The 12,710-nt window shown below is 74.1% G+C and carries 11 protein-coding genes; 9 read left to right on the forward strand and 2 right to left on the reverse strand.

Going from position 1 to position 12,710, the window contains the following annotated elements:
- Nucleotide 1: 1 nt before the first annotated feature.
- From rimO to CUT83_RS10260, 4 genes are all read left to right on the forward strand, one after another.
- The gene (gene rimO, locus CUT83_RS10245; RefSeq protein WP_101255548.1) at nt 2-1,513 is read left to right on the forward strand and encodes a 30S ribosomal protein S12 methylthiotransferase RimO; all 1,512 of its coding nucleotides are present in this window, start codon (nt 2-4) and stop codon (nt 1,511-1,513) included.
- On the forward strand, nt 1,510-2,154 hold the full coding sequence (gene pgsA, locus CUT83_RS10250; RefSeq protein ID WP_101255549.1) for a CDP-diacylglycerol--glycerol-3-phosphate 3-phosphatidyltransferase: 645 nt from the start codon (nt 1,510-1,512) through the stop codon (nt 2,152-2,154). Before rimO ends, pgsA begins: the two co-directional genes overlap by 4 nt.
- The gene (locus CUT83_RS10255) at nt 2,144-2,818 is read left to right on the forward strand and encodes a CinA family protein (protein ID WP_101255550.1); all 675 of its coding nucleotides are present in this window, start codon (nt 2,144-2,146) and stop codon (nt 2,816-2,818) included. The genes pgsA and CUT83_RS10255 overlap by 11 nt, the downstream gene beginning before the upstream one ends.
- 94 nt (nt 2,819-2,912) lie before the next feature.
- Nucleotides 2,913-3,296 (forward strand): helix-turn-helix domain-containing protein, encoded by a 384-nt coding sequence (locus tag CUT83_RS10260; protein ID WP_093663381.1) that lies wholly within the window; start codon nt 2,913-2,915, stop codon nt 3,294-3,296.
- 158 nt (nt 3,297-3,454) lie between these two features.
- Here CUT83_RS10260 and CUT83_RS10265 read toward each other — a convergent pair whose 3' ends face one another.
- Together CUT83_RS10265 and CUT83_RS10270 are read right to left on the reverse strand one after the other, a co-directional pair.
- Complete coding sequence (locus CUT83_RS10265) at nt 3,455-4,258, reverse strand: Fpg/Nei family DNA glycosylase (RefSeq protein WP_101255551.1); 804 nt, start codon at nt 4,256-4,258, stop codon at nt 3,455-3,457.
- Between the two features lie 143 nt (nt 4,259-4,401).
- Complete coding sequence (locus CUT83_RS10270; protein ID WP_101255552.1) at nt 4,402-9,171, reverse strand: Lhr family ATP-dependent helicase; 4,770 nt, start codon at nt 9,169-9,171, stop codon at nt 4,402-4,404.
- A 77-nt stretch (nt 9,172-9,248) separates the two neighbouring features.
- Between CUT83_RS10270 and CUT83_RS10275 the strand changes: the two genes are divergently transcribed.
- From CUT83_RS10275 to recA, 5 genes are all read left to right on the forward strand, one after another.
- The gene (locus CUT83_RS10275; RefSeq protein WP_420882439.1) at nt 9,249-10,100 is read left to right on the forward strand and encodes an AraC family transcriptional regulator; all 852 of its coding nucleotides are present in this window, start codon (nt 9,249-9,251) and stop codon (nt 10,098-10,100) included.
- A 93-nt stretch (nt 10,101-10,193) separates the two neighbouring features.
- Nucleotides 10,194-10,919: an AzlC family ABC transporter permease gene (locus tag CUT83_RS10280; protein WP_101255557.1), complete on the forward strand. Its 726-nt coding sequence runs from the start codon at nt 10,194-10,196 to the stop codon at nt 10,917-10,919.
- Nucleotides 10,916-11,233 (forward strand): AzlD domain-containing protein, encoded by a 318-nt coding sequence (locus CUT83_RS10285; RefSeq protein WP_101255554.1) that lies wholly within the window; start codon nt 10,916-10,918, stop codon nt 11,231-11,233. Before CUT83_RS10280 ends, CUT83_RS10285 begins: the two co-directional genes overlap by 4 nt.
- Before the next feature lie 56 nt (nt 11,234-11,289).
- Nucleotides 11,290-11,484 carry a DUF3046 domain-containing protein gene (locus CUT83_RS10290; protein ID WP_093663386.1) on the forward strand — a complete coding sequence of 65 codons (195 nt, stop codon included), beginning with the start codon at nt 11,290-11,292 and terminating at the stop codon, nt 11,482-11,484.
- A gap of 237 nt (nt 11,485-11,721) precedes the next feature.
- The coding region (gene recA / locus CUT83_RS10295; RefSeq protein ID WP_101255555.1) for a recombinase RecA at nt 11,722-12,710 on the forward strand (989 nt) is incomplete at its 3' end.

The following is a 12,710-nucleotide window of genomic DNA, read 5'->3' on the forward strand; positions in this document are numbered from 1 at the left end:
CATGCCCGAACGCCGTACCGTCGCCCTCGTCACCCTTGGATGCGCCCGTAACGAGGTGGACTCGGAGGAGCTCGCAGGCCGTCTGGCGGCGGACGGCTGGGAGCTCGTCGAGGAAGCCGCCGACGCGGACGTCGCCGTCGTCAACACCTGCGGCTTCGTCGAGGCCGCCAAGAAGGACTCCGTGGACGCCCTGCTGGAGGCCAACGATCTCAAGGACCACGGCCGCACCCAGGCCGTGGTCGCCGTCGGCTGCATGGCCGAGCGCTACGGCAAGGAACTGGCCGAGGCACTGCCCGAGGCCGACGGGGTGCTCGGCTTCGACGACTACACCGACATCTCCGACCGCCTCCAGACCATCCTCTCCGGCGGCGCCCACGTCCCCCACGTCCCCAGGGACCGCCGCAAGCTCCTGCCCGTCAGCCCGGCACAGCGGCAGGGCGCCGCCGTCGCGCTGCCCGGCCACGGGGACGCCGCCGCGGCCGCCCCGGCCCCGGCCGACCTGCCCGACGGGGTGGCCCCGGCATCGGGCCCGCGGGCGCCGCTGCGCAGGCGGCTGGACAGCAGTCCGGTCGCCTCGGTGAAACTGGCCTCCGGCTGCGACCGCCGGTGCTCGTTCTGCGCCATCCCCTCCTTCCGCGGGGCCTTCGTCTCCCGGCGCCCCTCGGACGTGCTGGGCGAGACCCGCTGGCTGGCCGAGCAGGGGGTGAAGGAGATCATGCTGGTCTCCGAGAACAACACCTCCTACGGCAAGGACCTCGGCGACATCCGCCTGCTGGAGACGCTGCTGCCGGAGCTGGCCGCGGTGGACGGCATCGAGCGGATCCGGGTGAGCTATCTGCAGCCCGCCGAGATGCGGCCCGGGCTGATCGACGTCCTGACCGGGACGGAGAAGGTCGCCCCCTACTTCGACCTCTCCTTCCAGCACTCCGCCCCGGGCGTGCTGCGCGCCATGCGGCGCTTCGGCGACACCGACCGCTTCCTCGAACTGCTGGACACCATCCGCGCCAGGGCGCCGCGGGCGGGCGTCCGCTCGAACTTCATCGTGGGCTTCCCCGGCGAGAGCGAGGCGGACCTCGCGGAACTGGAGCGTTTTCTGGTCGCGGCCAGGCTGGATGCGATCGGAGTCTTCGGGTATTCGGACGAGGAAGGTACCGAAGCGGCGACCTACGAGCACAAGACCGACCCCGAGACGGTGGCCGAACGGCTGGACCACGTCTCGCGGCTCGCCGAGGAGCTGACCGCGCAGCGCGCGGAGGAGCGCGTCGGCGAGACCGTACGGGTACTGGTCGAGTCGGTGGACGGCGAGGACGGCCCGGTCGGGCGCGGGGCACACCAGGCCCCCGAGACCGACGGACAGACGCTCCTGGCCGGTCTCACCGGCTCCTCGCGGCTCTCCGTGGGACAGATGGTCGAAGCGAAGGTGGTGGCGACCGAGGGTGTGGATCTCGTTGCCGAGCCGCCCCCGGAGGTCGTCTGGGGGTGCTCCGAGAACAGTGAGGAGGCGGGGGCATGACGGACATCCCGGCCTCAGCAGCGGGTGGTGGAACCATGGCGCAGCGGAAGACCGCCGCGGTCCGCACGGTGAGCCTGTGGAACATCGCGAACATCCTCACCATGGTGAGGCTCCTCCTGGTGCCGGCCTTCGTGTTCCTGATGCTCGCCGGCGGAGGGCACGACCCCGCCTGGCGCGCCTTCGCCTGGGCGGCCTTCTCCATCGCGATGATCACCGACCTCTTCGACGGCGAGCTGGCGCGGCGGTACGACCTGGTCACCGACTTCGGCAAGATCGCGGACCCGATCGCGGACAAGGCGATCATGGGCGCGGCGCTGATCTGCCTGTCGGCGCTCTCCGACCTGCCCTGGTGGGTCACGGGGGTGATCCTCTTCCGGGAGATTGGCATCACCCTGATGCGCTTCTGGGTGATCCGGCACGGCGTCATCCCGGCCAGCCGGGGCGGGAAGATGAAGACGCTCACCCAGGGCGTGGCCGTGGGCATGTACATCCTGGCCCTGACCGGGCCGCTCGCCACGCTGCGCTGGTGGGTGATGGCCGCGGCCGTGGTGCTGACGGTCGGCACCGGGCTGGACTACGTACGGCAGGCACTGGTTCTGCGGCGGGACGGTCTGGCGGCGGAGCGCGCCGATGAGCGGTGAGAGGGAAACCGAGCCCGGTCCCGGACCCGAGCCCGGTCCCGGCGACGACGAGACCAGGCAGATCACCGCGCGGGCGCTGAAACTGCTGGCGGACCGCGGCCAGACCGTCGCCGCGGCCGAGTCGCTGACCGGCGGGCTCGTCGCGGCCGAGCTGACCGCCGCTCCCGGCGCCTCGGCGACCGTGCGCGGCTCGGTGACCGCCTACGCCACCGAGGTCAAGCACGAGGTCCTCGGGGTGGACGGGGGACTGCTGCGGGAGCGGGGCGCGGTCGACGCGGAGGTGGCCCGGCAGATGGCGGCCGGGGTCAGACGCGCGTTGGGCACGGACTGGGGCGTGGCGACCACCGGGGTGGCCGGTCCCGAGCCGCAGGACGGCAAGCCGGTGGGCATGGTCTATGTGGCGGTCGCCGGACCGGAGGTGCCCGGACCGGAGGTGCCCGGCGCGGCGGATACGGCGGACGCGGCGGATACGCCGGCCGGATCGGAGGAGCGCGGCCGGGGGACCCGTCCCGTGGCGCTGCGGCTGAGTTTGGACGGCGACCGCGCGGAGATCCGCGACGGGAGCGTACGAGCCGTCATCCGGCTGCTCCTGAGCGAACTCATGGAAAATGCGCCGACAAAGGATACGGAACACAGTGGGGGGAATGGATGTTTGCAGCCCTGAGTGAACACAGCATCGCTCCCCGCACGGCCGCGGCCCAAGGCGGTACGGTGGGGCAAGAAGGATCCGGGTCAGCGGTCCTAGGAGGGAGCCACCGATGATTCTGCTCCGTCGCCTGCTGGGTGACGTGCTGCGTCGGCAGCGCCAGCGCCAGGGCCGTACCCTGCGCGAAGTCTCCTCGTCCGCCCGGGTGTCGCTCGGTTACCTCTCCGAGGTCGAACGGGGGCAGAAGGAGGCTTCCTCCGAACTGCTCGCCTCGATCTGCGAGGCCCTGGACGTGCGGATGTCCGAGCTGATGCGGGAGGTCAGCGACGAGCTGGCGCTCGCGGAGCTGGCGCAGTCCGCGGCGAGCGACACGGTCCCCGCACCGATGCGCCGTCCCGTTCTCAACCCGGTGACCGTGACGTCCGTCACGGAGCGGTCGGGGGAGCGGGTGACCATCAAGGCGCCGACGGAGGCCGTGGACGTCGTCGCCGCCTGACCGGTGCGGTAGCGGACGTACCCTGCGAGAGAGCCACACGGGCCCGGCCCGGACGCGTGACACGCGTCCGGGCCGGGCCCGCCGCGTCACCGGACAGAGCCACGGCCGGGTGCGGCACCGGACCGCGGTCCGGGCGCCTTTCCGGGCGGAGCCGGTGTTCAGGCGGACGGGGGAGGCGGTCCCGTCTGGCAGCCGGGACACCAGTACGCCACGCGCCGGGTGCTGGAGGGCCCGGGCACCCAGGTGCGGACGGTCGTACCGCAGCGCGGGCACGGTTCGCCCGCACGGCCGTACACCCACAGATTCCGGCCGGCGCGCACGTCGCCGGTGGTGACGCGGAGCGTACGGGCCTTGTTGACCTCCAGCAGCTTCTTCGCCAGGGCCGTCAGACGTTCGGGGGAGGGGACCTCGCCGACCGGCAGCCAGGGCGTCACCCTGAACAGGAAGCAGAGTTCCGCCGCGTAGACGTTGCCGATCCCGGCCAGATTGCGCTGGTCCAGCAGCGCCTCGGCGACGGGGCGGGCGGGATCCGCCAGCAGGCGGCTCAGGGCCTTCGCCTCGTCCCAGCCGGGGCCCAGGAGGTCCGGGCCCAGATGACCGACCGCCCTGTCCTCATCGGCGGTGCGCAGCAGCTCCAGGACGGGGAGGCGGTACCCCACGGCCGAGTGGGCGCCGGTGGCGAGGACGGCGCGGATCTGGTGGCCGGGGCCGCCGCTCCACCGCCGGCCGGGTGCGTAGACGCGCCAGGCGCCCTCCATCCGCAGATGGGAGTGGAGCGTCAGACCGCCCTCGAAACGTGTGAGGAGGTGCTTGCCGCGCGCGCTCGTCTCCAGCACCTCGCGCCCGGTGAGGTCGACGGTGGCGAGCTTGGGCACTCGCAGGTCGCAGCGGACGAGGGGCGCTTTCGACAGCGCCCGGTGCAGTTGCCGGGCGGTGCGCCAGACGGTGTCTCCCTCGGGCACCGGGCCGTCCCTTCTCGTCTCTCGTCCGTCGTTTTCGGACGTCCGCTCCCCGACCGCTTCCCGCCGTCTTCCGCCCCTACGCGCCTGGCGGCGCTCCTCGGGCCGTCCGGCCGGCCCGAGGAGCGCCGCCGGTCGTCAAGCCGTCACGCGCGCAGCCGCAGCCCGCGCGGAGTGGCGTGGAAGCCCGCGGCCTCCAGGGCGGAACCCACGGGAGAGGTCAGGGCCGGGGAGCCGTTGACACGTTCCACGGTGAGGGTGCCCAGCATGCCGCGGCGCGCGGCCTCGGCCAGTGCCTCGACGGCGGCGGTCAGCGGCGGACCCTCGGTCCGCCAGGCCAGCAGCGTCCTGCCGCCGCGCTCGAGGTAGAGGACGAGCTCGCCGTCGACCAGCACCACCAAAGAGCCCGCCTTGCGACCCGGCTTGTGGGACGCGGCCGTCCTGCCCCGGCCCGGTCCGCCGTCCTCCGCGAGGGCCGTCGACGGCGGTTCGGGCCAGGGAAGGGCGGCGCCGTAGGCGTTGGCGGGGTCGGCGGCGGCGAGTACGGCGGTGCGCGGGCGGGCGCCCCCGGGCTTCTCCCGGGCCGTGCTGATCGCGCGCAGCCGGTCCACCGCGCCGTCCACGGCGAACTGGGCGGCGCCCAGGCCCTCCACCACATAGCCGCGGCGGGCCTGGCCGCTCTCCTCGAAGACCGACAGCACGCGGTAGGCGGCCGAGAAGCCGCCCTCGACGCCCTCGGCGGCGACCGCGCCCCGGGTGACCACGCCGTGCCGGTCCAGCAGGGTGCGGGCCAGGGCGTGGGCCCGGTGGGTGGGATCGGTCTCCCGGTCGGGCAGCAGCGACCAGCGGCCGGCCACCGTCGGGGGTCCGCCGCGGGAAGCGGTGGGACGGCGGGGCGCACCGGTCGGCGCGACGGGGGACAGGGGGAGGGGGGAGCCGTACCGGCCTCGGGGGGTGCTCCGCCTGGCGCGGTGCGCCGTGGCCCCCGCGGTGCGGCCGGAGCCGAGCAGGGCGCGCAGCGGGGCCAGGGTGTCGCCCGTGAGCCGTCCGGACCAGGCCAGGTCCCACATGGCCTCGGCCAGCTCGGCGTCGGACGCCTCGTGCCCGTCGGCGCGCACCCGGTCGGCGATCTGCCGGAAGAACAGGCCGTAGCCACCGAAGAGCGCTTCCAGGACCGCCCGGTGGAGCGGGGTGGGCTCCATCGGGAGGGCGTCGGGCAGCAGCAGCGGGGCGGCGTCGGCCAGATGGAGTCGGACCCAGCCGTCCTTGCCCGGCAGCGCGCCCGCGCCGGCCCAGAGCACCTCTCCGGCGGCGGTCAGCTCGTCCAGCATGGCCGGGTGGTAGTCGGCCACCCGGGAGGGCAGGATCAGCCTCTCCAGGGCGGAGGCGGGCACGGGGGCGCCCTGGAGCTGTTCGACGGCGCGCAGCAGCCCGTCGATCCCGCGCAGCCCGCCGCCCCCGGCCCCCAGGTGCTGCCACTGGGGCAGGAACGCGGCGAGCGAGGCGGGCGGCACCGGCTCCAGCTCCTGGCGCAGCGCGGCCAGGGAGCGGCGGCGCAGCCGCCGCAGCACACCCGTGTCGCACCACTCCTGCTCGATCCCCGAGGGATGGAACTCGCCCTGGACCACCCGGCCGGCCGCCGCCAGCCGGTGCAGCGCCCCGTCGGCGACCGCGGTGCCCAGACCGAACCGCCCGGCGGCCCGCGCGGTGGTGAACGGGCCGTGGGTGCGGGCGTAGCGGCCCAGCAGGTCGCCCAGCGGGTCGGCCACGGGCTCGGTGAAGGCCTCGGGCACGCCGACGGGCAGCGCCGCACCCAGCGCGTCGCGCAACCGCCCGGCGTCCTCGACCGCCGCCCAGTGCTCCAGGCCCGCGATACGGACGCGGATGGCGCGGCGGGCGTGCTCCAGCTCCCGCGCCCACCGCGGCTCGGCGCCCCGCTCGGCCAGTTCCTCCTCGGTGAGCGGGCCCAGCAGGCGCAGCACGTCGGCGACGCCCTCGGCGTCCTTGATCCGGGAAACCCCGTCGGCCCCGCCCTCGCCGGGGAGCCATTGCAGCTCGCGCTCCAGCTCGGCCAGCACCTCGGGGTCGAGTAGCTCGCGCAGTTCGGCCCGGCCCAGCAGCTCGGCCAGCAGCCGGGAGTCCAGCGACAGCGCGGCGGCGCGGCGCTCGGCGAGCGGGGAGTCGCCCTCGTACAGGTACTGGGCGACGTATCCGAACAGCAGGGAGCGGGCGAACGGGGACGGCTCGGGGGTGGTGACCTCCACCAGACGCACCCGGCGCGACTCGACATCGCCCATCAGCTCGGCCAGTCCGGGTACGTCGAAGACGTCCTGGAGACACTCGCGCACCGCCTCCAGAACGATCGGGAACGACCCGAGCTCACTGGCGACCTGCAGTAGTTGGGCGGCCCGCCGGCGCTGCTGCCACAGAGGAGTGCGCCGGCCGGGGTCGCGGCGGGGCAGCAGCAGGGCGCGGGCGGCGCACTCGCGGAAGCGGGAGGCGAACAGGGCCGAGCCGCCGACCTGGTCGGTGACGGTCCGCTCCACCTCGTCCCGGTCGAACAGGACGTCGGCGGCGCCGACGGGGGGCTGGTCGGGGTCGCGGTCCGGGACGCTCGCGGGGCCCGGGTCCGGGTCCGAAGCCGCGCCGAAGTCCGTGCCGAAGTCCTCGCCGAGGTCGAAGCCCATCAGATCGGTGTCGGGCAGTCGCAGCACGATGCCGTCGTCGGCGTGCATCACCTGCGCGTCCATGCCGAACCGCTCGTCCAGCCGCGCTCCCAGCGCCAGCGCCCAGGGCGCGTGCACCTGGGCGCCGAAGGGGGAGTGGATCACGATCCGCCAGTCGCCCAGCTCGTCGCGGAAGCGCTCCACCACGATCGTACGGTCGTCGGGGACGTGACCGCAGGCCTGCCGCTGCTCGTCCAGATAGGCCAGGACGTTGTCCACGGCCCACTCGTCCAGTCCGGCCACCGCCAGCCGCTCCCGGGCGGCCTCCGGTGCCAGCCCGCCGATCTCGCGCAGGAACGCTCCCAGCGCGCGGCCCAGTTCCAGCGGGCGGCCGAGCTGGTCGCCCTTCCAGAACGGCAGCCGCCCGGGGACGCCGGGGGCCGGGGTGACCAGGACGCGGTCGCGGGTGATGTCCTCGATGCGCCAGCTGGTCGTGCCCAGGGTGAACACATCGCCCACCCGCGACTCGTAGACCATCTCCTCGTCCAGCTCGCCGACGCGACCGCCCCCCTTCTTCGGGTCGGCACCGGCGAGGAAGACACCGAACAGTCCGCGGTCGGGGATCGTCCCGCCCGAGGTGACCGCCAGCCGCTGCGCCCCGGGACGGCCGGCGACGGTGTGGGCGACGCGGTCCCACACCAGGCGCGGGCGCAGCTCGGCGAAGGCGTCGGACGGGTAGCGCCCGGCGAGCATGTCCAGCACGGCGGTGTACGCCGACTCCGGCAGCGAGGCGAAGGGCGCGGCGCGCCGTACGACCGCGAGCAGCTCGTCGACGTCCCAGGTGTCCACGGCGGCCATGGCGACGATCTGCTGCGCCAGTACGTCCAGCGGGTTGGAGGGGATGCGCAGGGCCTCGATGGCGCCCTCGCGCATCCGCTCGGTGACCACCGCGGACTGCACCAGATCGCCCCGGTACTTGGGGAAGACCACCCCGGCCGAGACCGCGCCCACCTGGTGCCCGGCACGGCCCACCCGCTGCAGCCCGGAGGCGACCGAGGGCGGGGACTCCACCTGGACCACCAGGTCCACCGCGCCCATGTCGATGCCCAGCTCCAGGCTGGAGGTGGCCACCACCGCCGGCAGGCGGCCCGCCTTCAGGTCCTCCTCGACCCGGGAGCGCTGCTCCTTGGAGACCGAGCCGTGGTGGGCGCGGGCCAGTACCGGTGGAGCGCCCCCCGCCGCCCCGGACCCGCCCATCAGCTCGGCGGGCGAGTGCCCCTCGGGAACGGGCTCGCCGGTGGCCCGCTCGTAGGCGATCTCGTTGAGCCGGTTGCACAGCCGCTCGGCCAGGCGCCGGGAGTTGGCGAAGACGATGGTGGAGCGGTGGGCCTGGACGAGGTCGGCGATCCGCTCCTCCACCGACGGCCAGATGGAGGGCCGGTCCCCCTGGCCGCCGGGCCCCTCCCCGCCCGCGTCCCGCACCGGTGAGCCGCCCAGCTCGCCCATGTCCGGCACGGGCACCACGACCGACAGGTCGAACTCCTTGCCCGAGGGCGGCTGCACCACGTGCGCGCCGCGCCGGGGCGAGAGGAAGCGCGCCACCTCGTCCACCGGACGCACCGTCGCCGACAGCCCGATGCGGCGGGCCGGGCGGTCCAGCAGCTCGTCCAGGCGCTCCAGGGAGAGCGCCAGATGAGCGCCGCGCTTCGTCCCGGCCACGGCGTGGACCTCGTCCAGGATCACCGTCTCCACTGAGCGCAGGGCCTCGCGGGCGGCGGAGGTGAGCATCAGGAACAGCGACTCGGGCGTGGTGATCAGGATGTCCGGCGGGCGCCGGACCAGCGCGCGGCGCTCGGCGGCCGGAGTGTCGCCGGAACGGACCCCGACACGGATGTCGGGCTCGGGAAGCCCGAGCCGCACCGACTCCTGACGGATGCCGGTCAGCGGGCTGCGCAGATTGCGCTCGACGTCCACCGCCAGGGCCTTCAGCGGTGAGACGTACAGCACACGGCAGCGGCGGACCGGGTCGGCGGGAGGCGGCGTGGCGGCCAGCCGGTCCAGGGCGGCGAGGAAGGCGGCCAGCGTCTTCCCGGAGCCGGTCGGCGCGACGACCAGGACGTCGCGCTCCTCGGCGATCGCCCGCCAGGCGCCCTCCTGGGCGGCGGTGGGGGCCTGGAACGCCCCCGCGAACCACGAGCGGGTCGCGGGGGAGAAGGCGTCGAGAGCCGGTGACCGGTCCATGGCCTCCATCGTGCACCCCCTCACTGACATCCCCGCACAGGCGGCCCCCGCACCGGCTTCGTACCGGCCCCCGCACAATGGAGGGCATGGGGACGGAGGAGTGGGCACGGCACTGGCGGTACGACCGGCTGCCGGACACGGACCTGCTGCGCGCCCGCTACATAAGACACACCTTCCCCCAGCACGCCCATGACGGCTATGTGCTGGGGGCCATCACCGGCGGTGTCGAGGAGGTCGGGCTGCCGCAGGGTGTGGAGCGGGCCGGCGCCGGGTTCGTCGTCATGATCAACCCGGAGGTGGCGCACACCGCGCGCGCCGGGGTTCCGGAGGGCTGGGCGTACGCCACGCTCTACCCCTCCTCCCGTACGGTCGCGGCCATCGCCGCCGAGACGACGGCCATCCGGGGCACCGCGGGGTTCGCCGAGTCCGTCGTGCACGATCCGGAGGCCGCGCGCCTGATCACCGAGGTGCACCGGGCCGCGGAGCAGGGCAACGCCCTGGCCGCCGACACCCTGCTGCGGGTCGCCGTCACCCGGCTGCTGCGCCGTAACGGCACCGCGCTCCCCGCGCGTACGGTCCGCACCGCGGGCGCGTGGAAGGCGGCGCGCGCCCGCGAGATCCTCCTGGAACGGATGACGGATCCGCCCACTCTGGAGGTGCTCGCCGCGGAGCTGGGGACGAGCCCGTTCTCACTGCTGCGGGCCTTCCGGGAGCGGTACGGCATGCCGCCGCACGCCTGGCTGACCAGCGCCCGGGTCCGCCGCGCCCGCCGGCTGCTGGAGGAGGGGGCGCCGCCCGCCGAGGCGGCCGTCGCCGTCGGCTTCACCGACCAGCCGCACCTGGGGAGGCACTTCCGCCGGATCGTCGGCGTACCGCCGGGCGCCTACCGGCGCGAACGCGCAAGAACGTACAAGACCGGGCAGGAGGGCCGTGCCTAGCATCACGCCGTGCCCGAGACGAATCAGACGACCCCGACCCCCCGGACCGTTCCGGCCCGTCCGGACGGGAGGGACGCGCCCACCGCGCCGCCCGTGCCCACCGCGCCGCCGCCTGCCGCCGACCGCGGCGGGAACGACAGGGCCGTGGTCCGTGACGCACTCGGAGTCGGCGTCGCCGTGGGCCTGTCCGGGTTCGCCTTCGGGGTCACCTCCGCCGGAGCCGGGCTGAGCCTCGCGCAGACCTGTGCGCTCAGCCTGCTGGTCTTCACCGGCGCCTCGCAGTTCGCCCTGGTCGGCGCGCTCGCCGCGGGCGGCACTCCGCTCACCGCCGCGGCCGGGGCCTTCTTCCTCGGCACCCGCAACGCCTTCTACGGGCTGCGGCTGTCCTCGCTGCTGCGACTGCCGCGCGCGGTGCGGCCGGCGGCGGCCCACCTGGTCATCGACGAGACATCCCTGGTCGCCCTCGCCCAGCGGGACCGGCGCGCGGCGCGGATCGGGTTCACCGTCACCGGTGTCACCCTCTACCTGCTGTGGAACCTCACCACACTGCTCGGCGCGCTGGGCGCCGCCGCGCTCGGCGACACCGCCGCCTGGGGGCTGGACGCGGCGGGTCCGGCCGTCTTCCTGGCGCTGCTGGCGCCCATGCTGCGCACGGCCGCCGAGCGCGCCACGGCCGGGCTCGCGGTGCTGCTGGGGCTGGGCCTGCTGCCGGTTCTCCCGGCCGGGGTCCCGGTGCTGGTGGCGGCGCTCGCCGCGCCACTGGTGCTGCTGGCGCGGGGGCTGCGGGCCAAGGGGCCGGACGGAGGGGAGGGCCGATGAGCCCGGCGGGCGTGTGGATCGCGATCGGGGCGACGGCCGCCGGCTGCTACCTCGTCAAGCTGCTGGGGCTGTCGGTGCCGGCAGGCGCGCTGGAGCGCCCGCTGGTGCGGAGGCTGGCGGCCCTGCTGCCGGTGGCGCTGCTGGCGGCGCTCACCGCGCAGCAGACCTTCGGCGGCGAGGGCGGCGCACTGGTGGCCGACGCACGCGCGGGAGGTCTGGCGGCGGCGGCGGTCGCTCTGGTGCTGCGCGCGCCCTTCCTCGTGGTGGTCGCCGCCGCCGTCCTGGCCACCGCGGGGCTGCGGGCCCTGGGGTAGCCGCTCCCGGCCCGTCCGGCTCCCCACCGCCGGCCGGGCGGGCGGATACTGGGTGTATGCGTTTGACGGTCTTCTGGGAGCGGATGGCGGCCCACTTCGGTGAGGCGTACGCCGACTCCTTCGCACGCGATCACGTGATGTCCGAGCTGGGCGGCAGAACGGTCCACGAGGCCCTGGAGGCGGGGTGGGGGGCGAAGGAGGTCTGGCGCGCGGTCTGCGTGGCCGTGGACGTACCGGCCGAGCTGCGGTGAGCCCCCGAAAGGGCGCGCGCTGTCCGGTGGCCGACCACGCGCAGCACTCCTGAGCTGCTGGTTCTCCGGATTCTGCCGGTTTTCCACAGGGACACGGAGCAACTTGACACAGAAATCGAACAGCTATTCTCATGGTTGGGCCGGGCTGCTGGAAACGCTGTCCGGGCCGATTGTCAGTGGCAGGCGCTAGCGTCTTCTGATGTGAAGCGATCGACTCAAGCGAACCGGGTGGCACCCATGGCAGGAAACGACCGCGAGAAGGCGCTCGACGCCGCGCTCGCACAGATTGAACGGCAGTTCGGCAAGGGTGCGGTGATGCGCCTGGGCGAGCGGCCGAACGAGCCCGTCGAGGTGATTCCGACCGGGTCGACCGCCCTGGACGTGGCGCTGGGCGTGGGCGGTCTGCCGCGCGGCCGGGTGGTGGAGGTCTACGGGCCGGAGTCCTCCGGCAAGACCACCCTGACCCTGCACGCGGTGGCCAACGCCCAGCGGATGGGCGGCACGGTCGCCTTCGTCGACGCCGAGCACGCGCTGGACCCGGAGTACGCCAAGCGGCTGGGGGTGGACGTGGACTCGCTGATCCTGTCCCAGCCCGACAACGGCGAGCAGGCGCTGGAGATCACCGACATGCTCATCCGCTCCGGGGCGCTGGACCTGATCGTGATCGACTCGGTGGCCGCGCTGGTGCCGCGCGCGGAGATCGAGGGCGAGATGGGCGACTCGCACGTGGGCCTGCAGGCGCGGCTGATGAGCCAGGCGCTGCGCAAGATCACCGGTGCGCTCAGCCAGTCCAAGACCACCGCCATCTTCATCAACCAGCTCCGCGAGAAGGTCGGAGTGATGTTCGGGTCGCCGGAGACGACCACCGGTGGGCGGGCGCTGAAGTTCTACGCCTCGGTGCGGCTGGACATCCGCCGGATCGAGACGCTCAAGGACGGCACCGATGCGGTGGGCAACCGCACCCGGGTGAAGGTGGTCAAGAACAAGGTGGCGCCGCCGTTCAAGCAGGCGGAGTTCGACATCCTCTACGGGGTGGGGATCAGCCGGGAGGGCGGGCTGATCGACATGGGGGTGGAGCACGGCTTCATCCGCAAGTCGGGCGCCTGGTACACCTATGAGGGCGATCAGCTGGGGCAGGGCAAGGAGAACGCCCGCAACTTCCTGCGCGACAACCCGGATCTGGCCGACGAGATCGAGAAGAAGATCAAGGAGAAGCTCGGCATCGG

Origin of the sequence: Streptomyces barkulensis (assembly GCF_002843305.1) — a bacterium.
Taxonomy (GTDB): Bacteria; Actinomycetota; Actinomycetes; order Streptomycetales; family Streptomycetaceae; genus Streptomyces; species Streptomyces barkulensis.